Below are 21361 nucleotides of genomic sequence, written 5' to 3'. Positions count from 1 at the left end.
GAAACGCTGATAATGGTTTAGGGTACATTGAAAGGTGAGAGAGAAAGATGCAAAAAGTACTTGTAGTAGATGATGAAGATGTTCTGCGCATGCTGATTGAAGATACGCTGGAGGACCTCGAAGATGTGGAGATTCGTACCGCTGAAAATGGGGTTGAGGCACTTGCCAAGCTATCAGATGATCTCTACGATCTGGTGATATTGGACTATATGATGCCGGAAATGACCGGTATTGAAGTTTTGTCTGAATTGGACGAGGACATGAAGAACTCCACGCCGATAATGATGCTGACCGCCAAGGCGCAGGAAATGGACCGGAGCAGAGCCAGGGAGGCGGGCGCGCGTTATTTCATGCCTAAGCCGTTTAGTCCGACAGAGCTCCTGCAGATCGTGGAGGGTATCCTTGGTGAAAAGAAAAAAATTCGTTAATTTGAGCATCAAAGATAAATATTTCCGCATTATTTCAGGCTTATTTGTTCTCATCGTACTGACTGGCCTGCTCTTGTTCTTCTATATATCTTCTCAGCAGAACAAGTTGAGCCATGACCGTGAAGTGCTGCAGAACAAGGCGGAGACGATCAATGAACTGGCAACAACACTGAATGATGTTTTTTTTCGGGTGAGAGGCTACACGGCGCTGAAAAATGATAATGAGCTGAAGCTCGCCTATGAAGCGCTGCAGAAGCTGGGGGAAGTCCTTAATACGTATTCCCTGTTGAAGCTGTCCCCGGAAGAATTGCAGTTCAAGGACCAATTGACGGCATACAGTCAAAATTATCAAAAGGTTACGCTGCCTAAGGCGATCGCTCTGGTTGAGCAAGATAATTATGTTGCGCTGCGGGCGCTGGCACAGGATGGCAACACCCAGGCGGTAAATAAATTCCTTTCATACACGAAGCAATACAAAGCGCGTTCAGATGCACAATTGAACGAAATGGCTGCCGATTCCATTAAGCAAGCTAATAGGTTTACCATTGCGGCGTTCGTATTAAGCAGCTTCCTGCTGCTTCTATTCACCCTGATGATCTGGAGGATTCTAAAGGTTCTCATTGATCCGATCGTGAAGCTGGAAGAGGCAACGATTTCGCTTGCGGAAGGCCGGTCTGTATTGCTAAGCAAGCTTCAGCGGCAGGATGAAATCGGCCGGCTCTATGAAGCATTCCTGAATATGGCGAGAAGCATACAGGACAAAGAAGAAGAGCTGACGATGCAGAACGAAGAACTGCATGCGCAGCAGGATGAGCTTCAGGATCAGCAGTTTAAGCTGGAACGGTCTTTAAGCGAGATCGAGAGCATGATGAAGGCGCTGGATCAGTCCTCCGCAGTCGCTATTCTTTCGAACAAAGGCATATTCACCTATGCTAATGAGAATCTGAGCGAGTATACGGGGTATAAGAACCCGGAGATCATCGGTTACACCTTCAGGCTGTTCGAGCTCTATAATATTTCAGGTGATCAGGCGCAGCAAATTCTCCGCAAGCTGACCACGGGCGGGGTATGGAGCGACGAGATTCAGATTCGGGCCAAGGACGGTTCGGTGATCTGGCTGCATTTGACGGCGATGCCTTATCTGAATGATGAAGGCCATGTCTACCAGTACATTCTCATCGCCAACAATATTTCTTCCATGAAAAGTGTGCAGCAGGAGCTGGCGGATACCCTGAAAAAGACGGAACAAACCAAGATTCTGCTGGAGCGGAGCAATCAGCTTAACCATGACATTACCTATACTCTGGACAAGCAGGAGTTCGCCGAAAAGTTTATCCGGTTTATGAATGAGCAATATGCGTTCGACTCGAGCTTTTTCCTGATGGTCAAAGACAAAATTGCTGTCGTTAAAGGCGTACCTCTTGAGAATGTGGAACGTTATCTTGATAGTGATAATAATGATATGCTGTTCCGCATGCAAACGGAGAAATCCTATATTACAAAACGTCCGGCATCCTTACGGGAGCAGGGTATTTCTCCAGAAGGCATATATTCCTATGATTACTACACAACGGTTATCAATGCTGATGATGAGGTGCTGGCTGTATTCTGCGGTACCCGGATCGGACATTCCTTTGGCGAAGAAGAAACCGACGAGATTCAAGGCATGATGAACCGGGTGGCGCTGGCCATTGAGCGGCTGTTCATGTATGAAGAAATAGAAGATGGCCGGATGCTGAACAGGGACATTGTCAATAACGTCAATGAAGGAATTCAGTTTGTCCAAATGGACGGAACGATGCTGCAGATGAATAAAGCCCTTGGCCAGCTGTTCGGGTACGATGAATGGACTGAAGGGGAAGTAGTCCTTAAGGAACGCTGGACAGAACATTTCATCCACAGGGCCAATGAGCAGGATGATCTGCGGCTGTTCTACCAAACGGCGATGTCCGAAACATTTTTTGACTCTAGCACGATCAAATATTCCATTGGCACGGAAGCGATGAAACATGTGGAGGTATATGCTATTCCGGTATTCCGCCGTGAGATCCGCTTCGGTACGTTGTTTGTGCACCGGAACATTACCCGGGAATATGAGCTGGATCTGATGAAATCCGAACTGGTCAGCACGGTCAGCCATGAGCTGCGGACACCGTTATCCAGTGTGCTCGGCTTCACAGAGCTGCTGTTATCCAGAACAATGAAGCCGGAGAAGCAGCTGAAATATCTGGAGACCATTCATAGGGAGGCGCACCGGCTGACCGATCTGATCAATGATTTTCTGGATCTGCAGCGGATGGAGTCAGGCACCCAGCAGTACAATGCCGAGCCTGTCAATCTGAGCTCGCTTGTCCTTGGCGTCATTGACCAGTACAAACTGAGTGGCACCCACCATATTCTGCTGGAGGATGCAGCGCGGAATGCAGAGGTGGAAGTGGACAAGGACAAGATTGTCCAGGTACTGACCAACCTGCTTAGCAATGCGATCAAGTTCTCACCGAACAGCAATGAGATCAAGGTGCTGCTGCATAATGAACCCGAGCGGATTGTTGTGGAGATCCAGGATCACGGGCTGGGGATTCCTAAGAATCAGATCGGCCATTTGTTCCAGAAATTCAGACGCGTAGACAACAGCGCATCCAAACGGATCGGCGGAACAGGTCTAGGCCTGGCCATCTGCAAGGAAATCATTGAGAAGCAGAAGGGTGCGATCGGCATTGATTCGGTGGAAGGCGAAGGCACCACTGTATGGTTCAGTCTTCCGGTTCTGAATCATAGCGGCAGCCGGCATGAAGATGAGCCTTATAAATGGAATTCGGAGAAGGAAGCGAAGCCAAACGTAATGATTGTAGAGGATGATTACAGTCTTTCCCTGCTGCTGTCGGAGGAACTGAAGGGCAAAGGCTTCCGGGTGACACATCATTATGATCCACAGCAGGCGTTTGATCAGGCACTGAAAACACCTTTTGTAGCGATTGTCGTGGATCTGATGCTGGGGGATGAGCTGGATGGCTGGGACCTGATCCGCATGCTGAAGGATGATGAGCGGACAGCGAACGTTCCGATAGTTATTTCCTCGGCGCTGGACAAAACAGATAAAAGTCTGATGAACAATGTTCAGAAGTATTTGACCAAACCTTATCCCCCTGGTGATCTGTCGGTTACCCTGCAGGAAATCATAGCGATTGAACAGGGAACTGGAGAAGTGCTGTTTCCGGACAGCGGTCATGATGGGGAATAGGAGAATTATTTTGGAGCAGCAAGAACAGGCCATGCACAAAAGGCCTGTTTTTTTTCTTGAAAAAAAGCTTGCCTTAAAGTGGACTCTAAGGCTTATAGTGGGAGGGAATGCGGACAACCATACAGGGATGAAAGGGAGGAATTGCAATGAAGTACAGTTATTTGGGAAAATCGGGTTTAAAGGTCAGCCAATTATGTCTCGGCACGATGAATTTTGGCCCGGAGACCGGGGAGAAAGACGCCTTCAGGATCATGGATGCCGCATTGGATGCCGGCATTAACTTTTTTGATACTGCGAATGTCTATGGCGGCCAGGAACGGCGCGGCTGGACCGAAGAGATTATCGGACGCTGGTTTCAGCAGGGGGGCGGACGGCGCGAGAAGGTGGTGCTGGCGACCAAGGTTTACAATGACATGCTTGATGAGCAGGACGGTCCCAATTCAGGTTCGGGGTTATCCGCTTATAAGATCAGACGACATTTCGAGGGCTCGCTGAAACGTCTGCAGACCGATCATATTGAGCTGTACCAAATGCATCATATTGACCGTAATGTTTCCTGGGAAGAGTTATGGGGTGCTTTTGAAATCCTGGTCTCCCAGGGCAAGGCGGATTATATCGGTTCCAGCAACTTTGCCGGCTGGCATATCGCACATGCTCAGGCGCAGGCGAAAGCGCGCCACTTCCTGGGCCTGGTCTCCGAGCAGCATCTGTACAATCTGCTCGAACGGACGCCGGAGCTTGAGGTGCTGCCGGCATCGCAGGAACTGGGACTTGGCGTCATCCCGTGGAGTCCGCTTGCGGGCGGTCTGCTCGGCCGCAACGCGCTGGCCAAGACCGGTGTGCGCAGCGCCCGCTCCGCCAAGCTGGAGCAGCACCGCAGCCAGCTGGAGCAGTTCTCTGCCCTCTGCAAGGAGCTTGGCGAGCATGAGGACCAGGTAGCTTTGGCGTGGGTGCTGGCGAATCCAGCCGTGACTGCGCCCATCATCGGACCGAGAACTATCGAACAGTTCGAGGATTCGCTGCGCGTGACTGAGATCATTCTGGATGAAGTCACGCTGAAGAAGCTGGATGAAATATTCCCGGGACCGGGACGTCCGGCTCCGGAGGCCTACGCCTGGTAAACCATTCAGCAAGATTCTGATAGAGTGGGGATATGTCCGAACACCGGGCATATCCTTTTTTTTGGTCTCTTTAGTGGGAAACCGAGGAGACCACAGCAAACTCGCCTTCTTCAGTGATTTCAGCATAAGCTACAGCCTGCGGGCCCGAATATCCCAGTTTGCGCAGCTCGCCGTCCAACCAGGCCTCGTCATGGCCAAGTTCCCTTAGCGTACGCCGCTGAATGATCCCGTCCTCAATAATACTCTGGGGCAGCGTGGTTTCCTGTATGGAAACAGCCAGGTCTTCGCGGGTGGCTGCCTCGAATTGCGGCTTTTTCATAATGCTCAAAGAACCATTCGTCTCATAGATGGCATAAGCGACCTCACTGACAGAGAAAGTATCCTTAGCCCGCAGCATCATCCGCAGCTGGTCGAAGTCAAGGTTGTTCTTGCGCAGCTTGACCAGATCGATCTCTCCGTCACGGATCAGAAATTCCGGTTCGCCCTCAAGCGGTTTGCGGAGCGCGCGGATTCGCTGGGTAACCTTCTCGAACGTCAAGGATAATACGGTCCAAACAGCCAGTGTAAAGATCAGCATCAGCACGGAATTTTCTGGTGTATATATGGTGTCCCCGACCAAATCGCCCAGAATCACCGCAGAGATAAAGTCAAAAGGCGTCAAGGCGGAGATTTCCTTCTTTCCCAGCAATCTTGTCATTGCCCATAACCCGATAAAACCCGCGATCAGCTTGATAAATATCGCTCCGTATTCCATTTGGTACCCACCCTCAACTAAACGATTTATAATCTAAGAGTGTTTAACCATTAGGCTTTCGAATGTAACATTTCTCTGAAAGGTGAATCCGTGTGGTGCTCTGTGATAAGCTATCCTTATGAACCGTTAATGGAGTGAGTCTAGCAGACGTGAAAGGAGCACAGAGATGCTTTTTTACCTGATTTCAATATTGGTGGTACTGGCGGACCAGGCTGCAAAATGGATGGTGCGGTTAAACATGCAGCTGGGGGAGACCATTCCGTTCTGGAACCCTTACGTGCAATTTACTTATTATGAGAACAGTGGTGCGGCCTTCAGTTCTTTTCAGGGTTTTGGGAAGTATTTCTCGATTGTTGCGGCAGTATTTGTAGTCGCGATTTTTTATTACCGTCGCAAAGGAGTGCTGCGAGGACCCTTGCTTGAAGCCGCCAGCGGATTTTTGGTGGGGGGTGCTATCGGCAATGCAATAGACCGCGTAATTTTCCATCAGGTTACGGATTTTCTTGTATTCGGGGAAGGCGGCGGCATCATGAATCTGGCCGATCTGGCAATCAATGCCGGCGGCATCCTGATCGTGATCCATCTGATTATTGATCAGGTGAAGAGCAGCACGGCCAAGAGAAGACGGGTGAAAGGCAGCGGCACCGGACAGGCGTGACTGTTCTTACCCCCGGTTTTAAGTATAGGGTTGTCCAATTAGTCATTATTATGACTATGGACAACCCTATTTCTTTGGGATTTACTGATCGTTTGCTGCAATACATCGAACCTTTATTCCAGCGGACCGGCGTTTGATTCAAGTTCCCCGATGGCCCATTCGCAAAAGGCTACAGAAGATTCCATATCCATAACCCGCTTGCGCAGCAGCAAATACCGCCCGAACGTCGTTGCCTTAAGCTCGCGGGTTTCTCCGCGCTCCTGGCACAGGGCTTCATTGGCTTTAATCATGAGGTTATACCGGTCCAGCTCACTCCTGCAGAATTCCGCGCGCCTTACCAGTAACGCCTTAGCCTCCTCTGGTCTTGCGAGCCACAGGCTGTACAGCTTGAAATGCAGTTCGTCCCGCAACACGGGAGGATCAGCCGGCGTCTCAACCCACTCCCGCAATTGTTCAAGTCCTTTTTCTGTGATCGTATATATTTTTTTATCCGGCTTATCTGACTGCTCGATGCGCTCGTAGGAGATGTATCCCTTCTGCTCCATACTTACCAGCAGAGGATAAATTTGACTATGGCCCGCACGCCATAGCGGCTTAATGCTTTGCGTTAACTCGTATCCGGACAGCGAGTTGGCAGTCAGCAGGGCAAGGAGCCCGTAAGACAGAGTATTCATTACTATGAGTTCCTCCAATCTAAATTAATCCGTTTTCATCAGGAGTATTACTGCTATGTCATCATTGACATATTGTAGATTCGATTATAACATTATTTAAGTTAACTCACCTATGTAAAAGTAGACATATAAATAATGGGGGAACTGCCATGGAAGAGAACCATGAACAACGAGGCAAAGTTCCTTTTTGGCCGATTATGATTGCCATATTCTTCGGGAACTTTGTCTCTGTCTTAAGCACCACAACGATTAACATTGCTGTTCCCCTACTAATGAATCATTTCCATACCGGCTTGCACACGATGCAATGGATGGTTACCGGCTTTATGCTGGCAACAGGTGTAACGGCACCTTTGGCCGGTTATCTTGGCGGCAGATTCAGTTATAAGAGACTTTACTTGTTCGCTTTATCGGGCTTTACACTTTTCTCCCTGTTATGCGCCGTATCGGGTAACCCGTTGATGCTGATCATTTTCCGGATGCTTCAAGGCTCATGCAGCGGACTGATTATGGCCTGCACGATGACGATTATCTTTCAGGTCATTCCGATTGAGCGCCGGCCCTTCGCCGTCAGCCTGTGGTCGCTGTCCGCAATGGTTGCGCCGGCCATCGGGCCGACCTTCAGCGGCTGGCTGCTGCAGTATGCCAGCTGGCACTGGCTGTTCCTGATTAATATCCCGGTGGGACTTGTCGCTATTATATTAACCCAACTGTTAATCCCTTACTACCGGATGAATGTACCGAAGTCATTCGATGTTCCCGGCCTGATTACGGTGGTGACGGGCAGCCTCGCGCTTCTGACTGCTTTTAGCCAAGGCAGCAGCTGGGGTTGGGGTTCCTGGAGAACTCTATTGTTAATCGCTGCCGGGATCGTTCTTCTCCTCTTGTTTGTCCTGCGTGAATTGCGGACGGAAGTGCCGCTGCTGAATCTGCGCGTATTTCAGAACCTGCGGTTCACGGCTATGCTGTGCATCTATAGTCTGGTAACGGTGGCGATGTATGCCGGCACTTACTTAACACCGCTTTTCCTGCAGACTGTGCAAGGCGCCACGACGCTCAAAACAGGACTGATTCTGCTGCCCTCATCCATCCTGCTGGCATTGTTAAGCCCGGTTGTGGGCAAGCTGTATCCCAAGTTCGGTCCGGTGAAGCTGATTTTCGCAGGAATTGCTTTTATCTTTGCCGGTTTGTTTATGCTGAGCAGGCTGCATGTGGATGTTTCGCACAACTTTATTTTGTGGGCGATGGTTGTGCGTAATCTGGGGATCGGTCTGGCCAATGTCCCAAGCAGCACGGCATCCATGGAGGAGATTCCGGTGGAATGGTCAGGTCATGCAACTTCGATCAACAACTGGGTGCGCAATGTATTAAGCTCATTGGCCATCGCCGTATTTACCTCGCTCTTGTCGAGCAGATCCGGGATTCACTCCAAAGAGCTCGTAGCGTCCGGTGCAGCGAGTTCCGATTCGATCACCCTACTCTCATTTACAATGGGAGTAAATGATGTATTTGTCGTTGCTGCCATCATCGTGCTGTTTGGTTTTCCGCTCATGCTTCTGCTGCGCCGCAAAGGGAGAACAACGCCTCTCCAAATGCAGAACCATGTCCGTAAGATCGCGAATCAGTAATCAAAAGCTGAATATTAAGTATCATTTTATCTAATGCAAGTTATCATTAATTGTAATGAAGCTGCTTAAATCGGGGTCATTTACTCTGATTTAAGCAGCTTTTATGCGTTTTATAGACAATATTACTAATAAACCCAAATTTTATGATAAGGAGAGTTCGTTGATCGTTTCATCTAATTATGATAGCCTGATCACATGAGGTTAAGAGGGAACTAGATTTCATGTTAAGGAGAGGTCGATATTGGTGCAACTACAAGTTACGAACAGTCCATTTAACGAGAACCAGGTTGAGCTTCTGAACCGCCTTCTGCCGACGTTGACAGAGACGCAGCAGATCTGGCTCGGCGGATATTTGTCCGCGTTGTCTTTGCAGGGAAATGCGGCAGCGGTTTCCACTGGTACGCCGCTGCAAGCAGAGGGGATTGCGGCAGTCGTCTCCCCGGCGGCACAGCCGCAAATCTCCCGCGAAGTGACGGTGCTGTTCGGTTCTCAGACCGGCAACTGCCAGCGTCTGGCGTCCAGCCTGTCCCGCAAGCTGGAGGAGCAAGGCTTCCAGGTTACTGTGTCGGCAATGAACGGCTTCAAGCCGAATGGTCTGAAGAAGGTCGAGAATCTGCTGCTGCTGGTCAGCACGCACGGCGAAGGCGAACCGCCGGATAATGCCCGGGCCTTCCATGAATTTATCTATAGCAAGAGAGCGCCCCAACTGGATCATTTGCGTTATTCCGTACTGGCGCTCGGCGACACCTCCTATGAGTTCTTTTGCCAGACCGGCAAGGATTTCGATCAGCGTCTCGCAGAGCTGGGCGGACGGCGTCTGAGCCCGCGCGTCGACTGTGATCTCGATTACGATGAACCGGTAGCTGAATGGTTCCAGCAGGTTATCAGCTCACTTAGCGGTCCGCAGAATGCAATGGCAATTGCTGAGGAAGCGGTACAGGCAGCTGAACATGCGGAGTCGCCGGATTCAGTCTACTCACGCAACCATCCTTTCCATGCTGAAGTGCTGGAAAATCTTAATCTGAACGGACGCGGCTCTGACCGCGAGACCCGCCATCTGGAGCTGTCGCTTGCCGGCTCCAATCTGAGCTTCGAGCCGGGTGACTCGCTGGGAGTGTACCCGGAGAATCATCCTCAGCTGGTGGCGGATATTATTGCCGCTATGGGCTGGAATAGCGATGAATCTGTTCCCCTTAATAAGAAGGGGGAGGAAGGCACTCTGCGTGAAGCGCTGCTGCGTCATTATGAAATTACAGTCCTGACGAAGCCGCTGCTGGAACAGGCGGCACAATTGAGCGCATCGGCAGGGCTTCATGCGCTGCTTGCTCCGGATCATCAGCAGGAGCTGAAGTCATATATCCAGGGACGTGATCTGCTGGATCTGGTTCAGGATTTCGCACCATGGGAAGTGCCTGCGCGCAGCTTTGTAACCATTCTGCGCAAGCTGCCCGCAAGACTGTATTCGATCGCTAGCAGTTATAACGCGAACCCCGATGAGGTTCATTTCACGGTTCGCGCGGTGCGGTACGAGTCACATGGCCGTGACCGTTACGGCGTCTGCTCGGTCCATTGCGCTGAACGGGTACAGCCGGGCGATACCCTCCCGATCTATATTCAGAACAACCCGAATTTCAAACTTCCGGCCAACTCCGAGGTTCCCGTGATTATGATCGGGCCGGGTACGGGGGTAGCCCCGTTCCGATCCTTCCTGGAAGAGCGGGAAGAGCAGGGCGCAAGCGGCAGAACTTGGCTGTTCTACGGCGACAGGCATTTCGTGACCGATTTCCTCTATCAGACGGATTGGCAGAGAATGCTTAAGGACGGTGTGCTGAACAAGCTGGATGTTGCGTTCTCCCGGGATACGGAAGAGAAAGTATATGTACAGCACCGCATTTTGGAACAGAGCCGTGAGCTGTATGCCTGGCTGCAGGAAGGTGCGCATGTGTATGTATGCGGTGACGAGAAGCATATGGCCCATGATGTTCATTCCGCACTGGTCACTGTGATCCAGCGGGAGAGCGGCTTAAGCCCGGAAGAGGCAGCAGCTTACCTGGAGCACATGCAGCAGGAACAGCGTTATCAGCGCGATGTGTATTAAGGGAGGAGAGGTTCAGCTATGGCGAATAATGAATCAGCGGTGAAGCCGATTGGCGGCCCGCCTAGTGATGTTGAACATATAAAGATCGAGAGTAACTACCTGCGGGGCGCACTTGTGGAGACACTGCGCAACCCGGTAACCGGAGGACTGCCAGAGGATGACAACCGGCTGCTCAAATTTCACGGCAGCTACATGCAGGATGACCGGGATTTGCGCAGTGAGCGTGAGCGTTCCAAGCTGGAGCCGGCCTATCAGTTCATGCTGCGTGTGGTGGCTCCGGGCGGAGTCGCTACTGCAGCACAGTGGCTGGTCATGGATGAGCTTGCCCATAAATACGGCAACGGCACACTCCGTTTGACGACACGACAAGCGTTTCAAATGCACGGTGTACTGAAATGGAACCTGAAAAAGACGATCAAGACCATTAACGATACGCTGATGACCACACTCGCTGCCTGCGGAGATGTCAACCGCAACGTGATGAGCGCCCCGAATCCGTATCAGTCCGAAACACATGCTGAAGTGTATGAATGGGCCCGGAAGATCAGCGATCATCTATCCCCGCGTACTCCGGCATACCATGAAATCTGGCTGGACGGCGAGAAGGTTGTGGACAGCAAGGCAGGCGTAGAAGTGGAACCGATCTACGGACCGGTCTATCTGCCGCGCAAATTCAAAATCGGTCTGGCAGTGCCGCCCTCCAATGACGTCGATGTCTTCTCCCAGGATCTTGGCTTCATCGCGGTATTGGAGGAAGGCAAGCTTGTAGGATTTAATGTTTCGGTTGGCGGCGGGATGGGCATGACGCACGGCGATACGAACACCTATCCCCAGCTTGGGCGGGTGATCGGCTTCTGCCGGCCGGAGCAGATGATTGAAGTGGCGGAGAAGACGGTCACGATTCAGCGTGACTATGGCAACCGCTCCGTCCGCAAGAATGCCCGTTTCAAATATACCATCGACCGGCATGGTCTGGATTGGTTTACGGGCGAGCTGCATCACCGGCTGGGCTGGCAGCTGGAGGCTGCCCGTGCGTTCCATTTCGACCATAACGGCGACCGTTACGGCTGGGTGAAGGGCATCAACGGTAAATGGAATTTGACGTTGTATATCCAAAGCGGGCGGATTCAGGACCAGGAAGGGTATCCGCTGATGACCGGACTGCGGGAGATCGCTAAGATACACACCGGGGATTTCCGTCTGACGCCGAATCAGAATCTGATTATTGGCAATGTAAGCAGTGCAAAGAAACGTAAGGTGGACGAACTTGCCCGGCAATACGGTTTGACCGACGGAGCGCAGCACACCGCTCTGCGGCGCAGCGCTATGTCCTGTGTAGCTTTGCCAACCTGTGGTCTTGCCATGGCCGAAGCGGAACGTTATCTTCCCCTCCTGCTCGATAAGCTGGAGCTGATCATTGATGAAGCGGGCCTCCGCAACGAAGAGATTGTCATCCGCATGACCGGCTGCCCGAATGGCTGTGCCAGACCGGCACTGGGGGAAATCGCCTTTATCGGCAAAGCTCCGGGCAGATATAATATGTATCTGGGTGCAGGCTTTACCGGAGACAGGCTGAACAAACTGTACAAGGAAAATATCGACGAGAATGAAATTCTTGAAACGCTGGAGCCTATTCTTCATCGCTTTGCCAAAGAACGCGCGGCGGGCGAACACTTCGGAGATTTTGTCATCCGCAGCGGCTATGTGAAGGCCGTCACCTCGGGGCTTAATTTCCATGACTGATTAACAAAGGAACCTGTTCTCCAATGCAATACGGAGGATGGGTTCCTTTTGTTTTGTGGGGGAAATGAGGATTGTACTAGAGAATTTCTACCCGCGATTCGCGGTTAATCTCATAATCGAAGAATGAATTTGGATTTTCGGCGGTTTTCTTACATAATATAAAGAGTACCCATAACATATCCAAGAGCCATTATAGTGAGTAATGCGTTCTGTACAGAAGAGGCGAATGTGATGATCATCATGAAATCGATGGAAGAGATCGAAAAAATGCGTGCAGCAGGCAAGATTCTTGCTGAATGCCACCGGCAAATTGCCGGAATGCTGAAACCCGGAATTACGACCTGGGAAATTGACCAGTTTGCCGAGAAGTTCATTCTTTCCCAAGGGGCAACACCTGAGCAAAAAGGGTATCATGGATATCCTTACGCAACCTGCGCATCCGTGAACGATGTAATCTGCCATGGCTTTCCCAAACATGAGCCGCTTAAAGACGGTGACATTGTAACGATTGATATGGTCGTGAACCTTAACGGCTGGTTGGCCGACTCTGCCTGGTCCTACGGGATAGGCAACATCAGCGATCAGGCAGCGAAGCTGCTGGAAACGACCAAGGAGTCACTGTTCAAGGGCATAGAGCAGGCAGTTGCAGGCAACCGGATTGGCGATGTCGCCCATGCCATTCAGGTATATGCCGAGTCGAACGGTTTCTCAGTCGTCCGTGATTTTATCGGGCACGGCATCGGCTCTGAAATGCATGAAGCCCCGGAGGTGCCTCACTACGGACCTGCAGGCAAAGGGCCGCGTCTTAAGGAAGGCATGGTGTTCACCATTGAGCCGATGCTAAATACCGGAAGCTACCGGACAAAGGTAGATGCGGACGGGTGGACAGCCCGGACGATTGACGGCGGCTTGTCGGCGCAATATGAGCACACCCTGGCGATAACTCCGCAGGGAACAATTATTTTGACGGAGCTGTAATCTTAAGTATTTGAATCGTAGCTTGGTTGGAAATACTGCCGGTAAACCCGGTCAGCCGCTCATGTATGTCATGGCGCTGACCGGGTTTATTTTTTTTGGTTATTTGTCTTAATGTGTCGGAATTCACGGTTTTATGGGGAGGGAATGAATATAATGGTAACTCAAGGCTAAAGGGGAATAGAGGATCAGAAATGGCAACAGACAAACATTGCAAGAATCAGCATGGCGCACCCAGCCCTGAGCAGTGTATGGAGCACTATGGCTGTATTTATGAGAATAACCATTTAATAACCTTAATGGTTGATCCGGATGACGGAAGCATCGTTGATGCGAACAGGGCAGCCTGCGATTTCTATGGCTACCGCCTCCGTGATTTCAGAAAACTTCATATCTCGGACTTGAATGCAGAGGGTGAGGCGGGGGATCGGGACTTTGTGGATAAGGCGGTGCCCGGCGGAGAATATCTGGGAAACCAGGTATTTATGGATAGACATCAGTTAGCCGGAGGCCAGATCATAGTGGTGGAGATTCATACGGGGATCATGACGATGTTAGGAAAGACATGTGTCTACACCGTTATTCATGACATCAGCGAGCGGGTCCGCTCCGAACAAAGACTCCGGGAAAGCGAAGAACGTTACAGGGATCTGGTTGATCTCTGTCCTGAAGCCATTCTGGTTTACAGCGGGGGAACGATTCTGTTTGCAAATCAGCAGACCGAGAAGATGTTCGGCAGGAAAAAGAAGGAACTGATTGGTAGGGGCATCGATGATTTTTTTTACGAGGAGCCGCTTAGCAGCACGGAGTATAAAAAACTAAAAACCAAAGGTTCCATGAAGGACCGGTTTCGGATCGAGCAGCGTTTTATCCGGCATGACAAACATATTTTTGATCTGGAGATCTCGGGCGTACCGATTGTATATGAAGAAGAAGTAGCTCTGCAATTGGTATTAAGGGATATTACGGAGAACAAGAAGGAACTTGAACGGGCGGTCAAGCTTCAAGAGCACCGCCATGCTGTTGCTTTTCCTCTGGAGAATAGGGCAGTGCTGGACAAGATCTACGTTCCTGCTACAACACTCAGCGGCGACTTCTTCATCTTTCACAAAATTGATGATGAACAGGTCATCGGAATCATCGGTGACGTCACCGGCAAAGGCATTTCGGCCGCATTAAGCATCTCCGCGCTGCGTGTACTGTTCCTGGACAGTCTGCTCACTTCAATAGAGCCGGTTCAGGTTCTGAAGGATTTGAATCTGAAAGCGGGACAATATCTGGGAGAGGATTATATTGCCGGCTGCTGCTTTCATCTCGATTTCGCCGCCAGAGTGCTTAAGGCAGCAGGGGCCGGGATCAATGAATTCATCTATGTGCCGAAAGCGCAGCCCGGCCAGCAAATAACAGTCAAAGGAGCTCCGCTGGGCATGTTTAGCGACAGTGAATTTGAGCAGCAGGCTGTTGCATTTGGATCGGGTGACCGTTTCTGCTTCTATAGTGACGGTATGGAGCTTTTGTTTGAAGAAGCGGAGTTAGGCCGTGATTACGAATATTTGCACGATAAGGTTGCGGGCGTTTGTCTGCAGGACGACTGCACCTGGCTGAGCCTGAATATCCAGTGAGACAAGGGGTGAATTATGAACGCTGTACATAAGGAAGTGCTGCTTCACGGACTGGAACATACACAGGGAATTATTGACGGAATTATCGAAGAGCTTGATTTGGAAGCCTATGCTTTTGATATCCGTCTGATTCTGGTTGAGGCTATTACGAATGCGTATTATCACGGAAATCTCAGCGATTGCACGAAGCCGATCTATATCCGGTATTTGCTTAGAGATGAGCTGCTTAAGCTTCAGGTCGAAGACTCCGGAGACGGCGGCCGGGATCTCGTTATTCCGCAGGATATCAGTAGTGACGAGCTGCTGGATGACGGAGGAAGAGGGCTGTACTTAATCCGCTGCTTCTCGGATAGTGTGGAGATGATCCGAAATACGATGTACATCAGCAAGAATGTATGTCCTAATTGACAGGCTTTCTTCTGAGGACTGTTTTCTGAGAATAGAAAAGGGGAGAATTCGGTGAAGTTAAGTTTAAAGGTTAGAATCAGCATTTTTTTGTTCCTCATCATTAGCGTGCCGTTGTTTGTTTCCGGTATCATCTCTTACAAACTGGCGGCAAATGCACTGCAAACGACAATTGAAGAGGAATTAAGAACAACAACAAGTTCAGCCGCCAAGTCTGTTGAGAGCGAGCTTGAAGCGGTAGGCAATTATCTTGAAATCGCCAGCCAAAACAGCACATTGGCCGATTTCGCTGCAAGTCCAGCCTCGGAGGGAGAAAGAAAGGCGTCTTTCAGTTATCTTTCCGGTATCCAGCAAGACAACGCCAAGCTGCTTGAATCGCTGATCGTTGCCGATGTGAACGGCAAGGCGCTGCTTACCAGCAGTTCAGAAGCTCCGGAGCTGGATGTGCAGGACCGGGAGTATTTTCAGCAGGCGCTTCAGGGGAAAGAGGCGATAAGCGGTGTCCTTACCTCCAGGGAAACCAATCAGCATATTGTCGCGATTGCCCATCCGCTGCGTCAGAATGATGTTATTAAGGGCGTATTGATTGGGACAATCGTCTTTGACAGCATTTCCGCGCCCGTAGCCGAAGTGAAAATTGGCGAGAGCGGATACGGATATATGATCGACCTTACAGGCCTTGTGGTCTATCATCCTGATAAAGGCAAGATTCTTACAGAAAATCTGGACGGCAACAGCAATAAGGAATTAAATGCGCTTGTACAGATTATGAAAAGCGGCAAAGCTTCCCATGGCTTTTATACTTATGAAGGTGTCTATAAATATGTGTCCTTTCAGCCTGTAGGGAACTGGGTTGTGGCGACCACTGCGAATTACGGGGAATACATGGCGTCTGCAACAGAGATCCGAAATACGACACTGATTGTTGTGATTGCCTTTATTCTGGTAGCTCTTCTTGCAGGGTATTTCTTTACCACCCGGAATATCATCAGTCCAATCAAGAAGCTGGAGAAGGCTATGGCTCAGGCTGGTGATGGCGATTTGACAGTACATACGGCCATCAAATCAGGGGATGAGCTGCAGTCGCTCAGTGATTCCTTTAATACAATGATTGACAAGCAGGAAGCCATTATAGAGAAAGTAAGGGCGGGTTCGGAGGTTCTAACCTCCATGTCGGAAGAAATGGCGGCTTCTTCTGAGGAAATCAGCGCGTCGATTGAAGAAATCAGCTCCAGCACTCAGGAAATTGCCGCCGGTGCGGAGAATAACAACCATTCCGTAGTGAATGCCTCGCAGGTTCTGGTGCAGCTTTCCAGTCTGGTGCAGCTGGCTCAGAGCAAGGCGGCAGCGACCTCCCTGAATGCGGACAGCACCAACCGGGCTGCACAGGATGGCAGAATCAAGGTCATTAATACGGTTGAGGCGATGGATACGATCAACAGCAGTACCAAGGAGACAGAAGAGCAGCTGCAGACTGTGAGCGAGCTGTCCGGCAAAGTTTCCACTATTATCGGAACCATTAATGCCATCGCCAAGCAGACCAATTTATTGGCGCTGAATGCCGCCATCGAAGCTGCAAAAGCGGGAGAACACGGGCGCGGCTTCAACGTGGTGGCCGGAGAGGTGCGGAAGCTGTCGGATGAAACGCACAGGCAGGCAAACGAAATCTCATCGCTGGTACATGATATGGTCTCCCGGATTGCGCAAGCTGTGAACTCGATGCGGGGCGCCTCGGAAGCCGTGGAGGGCGGAGTGAGAATCGTTAATGAAACGGATCATGCATTTATCCATATCATTGAATCGGTGGAGATGATTAACGATAGTGTGCGGGAAATCCTGGAGATTACCAAAGACGAGGTTGCCACCTCCGATCAGATCATCAAGCTCATTGACTCAATGGGCACGATCTCTGAATTGGCGGCAATGAACAGCGAAAGTGTATCCAGTGCAACCGAGGAACAAGCGGCGACAGTCAACAATTTCGTCTCTTCCGCCCAGGAGGTCAGCGCCATGGCCAATGAGCTGGAATTCCTCGTTGAGAAATTTATAATTAGGGGGAAATGACATGAGCGAGATTATTATTGTAATGCCGGAGATGTTTTCCGTAGAAGAAGCAAGCAAGTTTAGAGAAGATATCCGCAGTTATATCAGCACTGGGTATTCAAGCTTTCTGCTTGACTTCGGCGGCTGCCGGTTCATCGACAGCACCGGGCTTGGGGTGATTGTCAGCTCTTATAAGAAATGCGTGGAGAATGGCGGCACGATCAGACTGCAATCCTTGAATTCAAATGTGTTGAAGATCTTTGAACTAACAAGACTTACCAATGTGTTTGAGATATTATAAGTAAAAATACAACCAAGGCCTCCCACCGCTTTCTGCGGGGGAGGCCTTGGTTGTATTCGCGAATTAATCAGTTATATTCCGGGTGTAATATTCAATGATATCCTTGCGGCGGATAATACCGAGGAAGACTCCGGCGCCATCGACGACAGGCACAAAGTTCTGGTCTGCGGCGAGTGTAAGCATATCCTCCATCTGGGCGTGAATTTCCACGCTTTCATTATGCACATGTCTCTGGATCTCGCTTACGGTAACCTCGCGCATATTCTCAAAGCCGAGATCCGCTGTGTTCTTCAGCTTCCATAGCAAGTCGCCCTCTGATAAGGTTCCAACATATTTGCCTTCATCGTCAATGATGGGTATCGCAGAATAATAATGCTGTTCCAGCTGCTCCATAGCTTCCAGCATGGATATGGAGGAAGCAATAAATGCGACCTGATCTTTGGGCAGCAAAAAAGAGGATATTTCCATAGGTTCGACTCCTTTACAGTGGAATAAATGCGTAGCGGTAGTTTAATTAAACCATAGTTTAGTATGTAAACGCATTAATAAAAAGATTTTTAACTTCTCTCGAACCTGTAACAACCGTCTCAGCTTGTTTTTTATTTCAAGAAATGAGATTTCTTGCCCACAAAAAAAGAATAGAGAACCCTGCGGAAAACGAGCGGGATTCTATATTCTCTGTTTTATATATCAAGATGCATTATTCTTACTTACCTGCTTCGCCATTCTCGTGGCTGATCTGCCATTCAATGCCGAATTTATCTTTCAGGCTGCCGTAACATTTGCTCCAGAAGGTCTCCTGCAGCTCCATGACTACCGTTCCGCCTTCTTTCAACTGATGGAACCAGGATTTGAGCTGCTCTTCATCGGGGGATACCAGAGCAAGGCTGATATTGTTCCCCACCGTAAAAGGCATGCCCGGAAACACATCAGAGAACATTACATTGCTGCCGTCAATGTTTAATCTGGAGTGCATGACCAAGGATTTGGCTTCTTCAGGAAGCGGATACTCGGGGTTTGGCGGCGAATCTCCAAAGGTCATGATCTGTGGAGCCTCTGTACCAAACACCGCAGCATAATATTCTACAGCTTCACGGCAGTTCCCATTGAAATTCAAATACACATCAACAGACACATGCTTCACTCCTCAAATGTTAAATTAAGCCAAGCGCATACTTCCATATTGTATCATGGCCTTGTCCATAGAAAAATATTCTTTCGGGTCTCTATTACAAGCTGCAATGAACAAATACAATGAAAACCTTAAAATTTATGTCAATTCAGGTAATATTGCGCATGGAGAGTTGACCATCAGAATGAAATGTTCCCGCTGTCCGGCTGCGCTGCTCCGTTCAGGATTCCGTCAACCCATAAATAACAGCGTTTCAATTGTTCCTCTGAAATAAGGTCGGAGCGGTGCTCGAACATGATTTTTACGTCACTGTTCTCCTCACGGATAATCCGCAAATAATCCTCGATTGGTGCCCAGCCGTCTTGCGGGCTTAATTCCGGAAGAACCGGATAGTGGCTGTTGTGCACGCTGTCATTCACCTGAACATTGGAGAGGTGGATCAGACCTGCATAGCGGGTAAACTTTCTCAGGATGGCTCTGGCGTCAAAATACGGGTCGAGCTGGTCCTGCAGAAATAACCTCGCAGTATCCAGGCAGAGCTTAATCCGGGGGTACCGGATCAATAATTGCTCGAAAAAATCGTGGTCGTAAATATATCTGTTTAATGTATCAAATTCCAATACGGGGACAAATTGATACTGAAGGCTCTGTGCATTCAGCCATTCAAAGAGTTGCTCGCTGCGCATTATCAGCTCTTCCAGCGTGATTTCAGATTCATAGATAAACTCCCGGGAATCTCCAAACCGCCATCCTGTCCAATTCACACGTTCATCCAGAATCACAGGTTTCGGATAATGAAATAGAATATATTCCGGCTGAAGGGCTGTCAGAACATCCAGCTCTTCCCGGACATGCTGATAGGCATCCTCACGCACCTGCCCGTCTGTGGAGAGGAATAGGGGATCGCGTAGCCTGGTGGTGTCAGCCCGGAACGGAAAATGTACGCCAACCTGAAATCCTTTGCTGCGGGATTCTTCGATTAAATGCTGCATATCTTCTGCGGTGGTGAATGAACAAGCCTCTATTCCATAGAATCCGTTTCTAAAGTCTTTATGGTATTTCTCGTAATCAAACCCTCCATATTGTCCAATCATAAACTGCTGCAGTGTAACCGCCTCGCTTTAAAGTCACTTTTTGGTATTAACTTCGCTGGACAACTTCCAATTTCCTGCCTGGGCCGTAGTATTTCGGATAGACAATTAACCGGCCCGTTCAATATACTAGGGGAGAGAAAGGGTTTCAAAAGGTTTTAGCAAAGGAGAATAGAAGTGACTAACAAGCGGATTGCCGGCCTTCGGCTCTTGAACCAGCACATCAGCAGTCCCGCGTTCCACCAGCCGGAACAGGTCGTAAGGGCACTAGGTGCGCTGCAGGCACAGGACTATATGCAGGCGGTCTGGGCTATCGGCTTGCGCACAGCATCGGCGGGATTGGCCGATGTGGAGCGGGCCGTCACGGAACGGGAAATTCTTCTGACCTGGTCACTTCGCGGGACCATTCATTGTGTACCACCTGAAGATGTGAAGTGGATGCTTCAGCTATGCGCTCCACGGCTGCTGCGGGCGGCAAAACGCAGGCTGGAACAATTGGAGCTGGACGATAAGACTTTGGAGCGCTCCAGAAGGATCATCTATCATGCCTTAAAAGGAGGGCGGTGTGTTACGCGCCCTGATCTGCTTCGGCTGCTGGAGGATGAGGGGATCAGCACTGCCAGCCAACGGGGCTACCATATCCTGTGGCACTGCGCGTATAACGCATTAATTTGTTTTGGGCCTCTGCACGGCAAGCAGCAAACCTTTGTCCTGCTGGATGAATGGGTGACCGGGTCCAGGGAGCTGTCCTTCGATGAGTCACTCGCTGAGCTTGCCCTGCGGTATTTTACGACCCACGGGCCTGCAACCGTACATGATTTTGCCTGGTGGACAGGCATGACGCTTACGGATGCCAGAGCAGGACTGGACGCGGTGAGCAACGAGCTTATAAGCGAAGTTATAGAATCCGGTGAGTACTGGATGCCGAATACACCGGTTGAAGGAACAGAGACCGGTAAATCTTCCGGTGTCTATCTGCTTCCGGGCTTCGATGAGTATATTCTGGGCTACAAGGACCGCAGTGCGGTCCTTGAGCCGGAGACCGCTCCGCTAATTGTTCCCGGCAACAACGGTGTATTTATGCCGACGATTGTATGGGATGGACAGGTCATCGGGATATGGAAACGTACCCTCAAGAAAAAAGGTGCCGAGCTGATAGTATACCCCTTTAGATCCTTGGACGGCGTCCTTAAAGAACAGTTGGAACAGGCTGCCGGACGTTATGCCGCTTTTCTGGGACTCCCGCTCACCAAGCTTGATATGAAAGAAATATAAGCCGAAAACCGCTGGAGTATGCCGCCGAAGGCGGATGTCTCCCTTTGCTGATCCGGGGCGTCGGTCCGATCGGAACGATTTCCGTCTCCGGCCTGTCTGGCGGAGAAGACCACGGGATGATTGACAGTGTACTGGAGCAATTTCTGAAATCCAATCAGTCATAACTAAACTA

General features: G+C 50.2%; 19 protein-coding genes. 14 read left to right on the top strand and 5 right to left on the bottom strand.

Annotated elements, in window-relative coordinates:
* Nucleotides 1–47 precede the first annotated feature (47 nt).
* The 3 genes from NST99_RS21885 to NST99_RS21875 all read left to right on the top strand — a co-directional run bounded on the left by NST99_RS21885 (nt 48) and on the right by NST99_RS21875 (nt 4790).
* Nucleotides 48–428 carry a response regulator gene (locus NST99_RS21885; protein WP_038594201.1) on the top strand — a complete coding sequence of 127 codons (381 nt, stop codon included), beginning with the start codon at nt 48–50 and terminating at the stop codon, nt 426–428.
* The gene (locus NST99_RS21880; protein WP_341094335.1) at nt 406–3669 is read left to right on the top strand and encodes an ATP-binding protein; all 3264 of its coding nucleotides are present in this window, start codon (nt 406–408) and stop codon (nt 3667–3669) included. Before NST99_RS21885 ends, NST99_RS21880 begins: the two co-directional genes overlap by 23 nt.
* Nucleotides 3670–3815: 146 nt before the next feature.
* Complete coding sequence (locus NST99_RS21875; RefSeq protein WP_341094333.1) at nt 3816–4790, top strand: aldo/keto reductase; 975 nt, start codon at nt 3816–3818, stop codon at nt 4788–4790.
* A gap of 70 nt (nt 4791–4860) precedes the next feature.
* On the opposite strand, the gene NST99_RS21870 is transcribed toward NST99_RS21875, so the two are convergent.
* Nucleotides 4861–5544 carry a DUF421 domain-containing protein gene (locus NST99_RS21870; protein ID WP_341094332.1) on the bottom strand — a complete coding sequence of 228 codons (684 nt, stop codon included), beginning with the start codon at nt 5542–5544 and terminating at the stop codon, nt 4861–4863.
* A gap of 166 nt (nt 5545–5710) precedes the next feature.
* Here NST99_RS21870 and lspA point away from each other — a divergent pair, with 166 nt between their 5' ends.
* Nucleotides 5711–6202, top strand: a complete 492-nt coding sequence (gene lspA, locus NST99_RS21865; RefSeq protein ID WP_341094331.1) for a signal peptidase II — start codon at nt 5711–5713, stop codon at nt 6200–6202.
* A 113-nt stretch (nt 6203–6315) separates the two neighbouring features.
* On the opposite strand, the gene NST99_RS21860 is transcribed toward lspA, so the two are convergent.
* Nucleotides 6316–6876: a PadR family transcriptional regulator gene (locus NST99_RS21860; protein ID WP_341094329.1), complete on the bottom strand. Its 561-nt coding sequence runs from the start codon at nt 6874–6876 to the stop codon at nt 6316–6318.
* 149 nt (nt 6877–7025) lie between these two features.
* Here NST99_RS21860 and NST99_RS21855 point away from each other — a divergent pair, with 149 nt between their 5' ends.
* From NST99_RS21855 to NST99_RS21820, 8 genes are all read left to right on the top strand, one after another.
* Nucleotides 7026–8504 (top strand): MDR family MFS transporter, encoded by a 1479-nt coding sequence (locus NST99_RS21855; protein ID WP_341094328.1) that lies wholly within the window; start codon nt 7026–7028, stop codon nt 8502–8504.
* Between the two features lie 244 nt (nt 8505–8748).
* Nucleotides 8749–10602 carry an assimilatory sulfite reductase (NADPH) flavoprotein subunit gene (locus NST99_RS21850; RefSeq protein ID WP_341097720.1) on the top strand — a complete coding sequence of 618 codons (1854 nt, stop codon included), beginning with the start codon at nt 8749–8751 and terminating at the stop codon, nt 10600–10602.
* An 18-nt stretch (nt 10603–10620) separates the two neighbouring features.
* On the top strand, nt 10621–12345 hold the full coding sequence (gene cysI, locus NST99_RS21845; protein ID WP_341094326.1) for an assimilatory sulfite reductase (NADPH) hemoprotein subunit: 1725 nt from the start codon (nt 10621–10623) through the stop codon (nt 12343–12345).
* A 231-nt stretch (nt 12346–12576) separates the two neighbouring features.
* A complete protein-coding gene (map, locus tag NST99_RS21840; RefSeq protein ID WP_038594183.1) occupies nt 12577–13323 on the top strand; it encodes a type I methionyl aminopeptidase in 747 nt (248 codons plus the stop codon).
* Nucleotides 13324–13514: 191 nt separating this feature from the next.
* A complete protein-coding gene (locus NST99_RS21835; RefSeq protein WP_341094323.1) occupies nt 13515–14942 on the top strand; it encodes a SpoIIE family protein phosphatase in 1428 nt (475 codons plus the stop codon).
* Nucleotides 14943–14957: 15 nt separating this feature from the next.
* A complete protein-coding gene (locus NST99_RS21830; RefSeq protein WP_341094322.1) occupies nt 14958–15350 on the top strand; it encodes an ATP-binding protein in 393 nt (130 codons plus the stop codon).
* 51 nt (nt 15351–15401) lie between these two features.
* A complete protein-coding gene (locus NST99_RS21825) occupies nt 15402–17411 on the top strand; it encodes a methyl-accepting chemotaxis protein (protein WP_341094321.1) in 2010 nt (669 codons plus the stop codon).
* Between the two features lies 1 nt (nt 17412).
* On the top strand, nt 17413–17691 hold the full coding sequence (locus tag NST99_RS21820; RefSeq protein ID WP_341094319.1) for an STAS domain-containing protein: 279 nt from the start codon (nt 17413–17415) through the stop codon (nt 17689–17691).
* A 63-nt stretch (nt 17692–17754) separates the two neighbouring features.
* Here NST99_RS21820 and NST99_RS21815 read toward each other — a convergent pair whose 3' ends face one another.
* The 3 genes from NST99_RS21815 to NST99_RS21805 all read right to left on the bottom strand — a co-directional run bounded on the left by NST99_RS21815 (nt 17755) and on the right by NST99_RS21805 (nt 19917).
* Nucleotides 17755–18159, bottom strand: a complete 405-nt coding sequence (locus NST99_RS21815) for a CBS domain-containing protein (protein ID WP_038594172.1) — start codon at nt 18157–18159, stop codon at nt 17755–17757.
* Between the two features lie 238 nt (nt 18160–18397).
* Nucleotides 18398–18826: a VOC family protein gene (locus NST99_RS21810; RefSeq protein WP_341094317.1), complete on the bottom strand. Its 429-nt coding sequence runs from the start codon at nt 18824–18826 to the stop codon at nt 18398–18400.
* 176 nt (nt 18827–19002) lie between these two features.
* On the bottom strand, nt 19003–19917 hold the full coding sequence (locus NST99_RS21805; RefSeq protein ID WP_341094315.1) for a TIM barrel protein: 915 nt from the start codon (nt 19915–19917) through the stop codon (nt 19003–19005).
* Between the two features lie 174 nt (nt 19918–20091).
* On the opposite strand from NST99_RS21805, the gene NST99_RS21800 reads away from it, so the two are divergent.
* The gene (locus tag NST99_RS21800) at nt 20092–21189 is read left to right on the top strand and encodes a winged helix DNA-binding domain-containing protein (protein ID WP_341094313.1); all 1098 of its coding nucleotides are present in this window, start codon (nt 20092–20094) and stop codon (nt 21187–21189) included.
* The gene (locus NST99_RS21795; protein ID WP_341097719.1) at nt 21186–21353 is read left to right on the top strand and encodes a heme-binding protein; all 168 of its coding nucleotides are present in this window, start codon (nt 21186–21188) and stop codon (nt 21351–21353) included. Before NST99_RS21800 ends, NST99_RS21795 begins: the two co-directional genes overlap by 4 nt.
* The last annotated feature ends 8 nt before the right edge of the window (nt 21354–21361 follow it).

This window comes from Paenibacillus sp. FSL L8-0470, assembly GCF_038008625.1.
Lineage (GTDB): Bacteria > Bacillota > Bacilli > Paenibacillales > Paenibacillaceae > Paenibacillus_AQ.
The sequence above is the reverse complement of the archived record's forward strand: the minus strand, read 5'-3'. Positions and strand labels throughout refer to the sequence as shown.

Coding starts and splice junctions, on each gene's coding strand:
- map (WP_038594183.1), top strand. CDS start 12,577: ATGATCATCATGAAATCGATGGAAGAGATCGAAAAAATGCGTGCAGCA.
- NST99_RS21820 (WP_341094319.1), top strand. CDS start 17,413: ATGAGCGAGATTATTATTGTAATGCCGGAGATGTTTTCCGTAGAAGAA.
- lspA (WP_341094331.1), top strand. CDS start 5,711: ATGCTTTTTTACCTGATTTCAATATTGGTGGTACTGGCGGACCAGGCT.
- NST99_RS21815 (WP_038594172.1), bottom strand. CDS start 18,159: ATGGAAATATCCTCTTTTTTGCTGCCCAAAGATCAGGTCGCATTTATT.
- NST99_RS21855 (WP_341094328.1), top strand. CDS start 7,026: ATGGAAGAGAACCATGAACAACGAGGCAAAGTTCCTTTTTGGCCGATT.
- NST99_RS21835 (WP_341094323.1), top strand. CDS start 13,515: ATGGCAACAGACAAACATTGCAAGAATCAGCATGGCGCACCCAGCCCT.
- NST99_RS21875 (WP_341094333.1), top strand. CDS start 3,816: ATGAAGTACAGTTATTTGGGAAAATCGGGTTTAAAGGTCAGCCAATTA.
- NST99_RS21870 (WP_341094332.1), bottom strand. CDS start 5,544: ATGGAATACGGAGCGATATTTATCAAGCTGATCGCGGGTTTTATCGGG.
- NST99_RS21860 (WP_341094329.1), bottom strand. CDS start 6,876: ATGAATACTCTGTCTTACGGGCTCCTTGCCCTGCTGACTGCCAACTCG.
- NST99_RS21830 (WP_341094322.1), top strand. CDS start 14,958: ATGAACGCTGTACATAAGGAAGTGCTGCTTCACGGACTGGAACATACA.
- cysI (WP_341094326.1), top strand. CDS start 10,621: ATGGCGAATAATGAATCAGCGGTGAAGCCGATTGGCGGCCCGCCTAGT.
- NST99_RS21805 (WP_341094315.1), bottom strand. CDS start 19,917: ATGATTGGACAATATGGAGGGTTTGATTACGAGAAATACCATAAAGAC.
- NST99_RS21885 (WP_038594201.1), top strand. CDS start 48: ATGCAAAAAGTACTTGTAGTAGATGATGAAGATGTTCTGCGCATGCTG.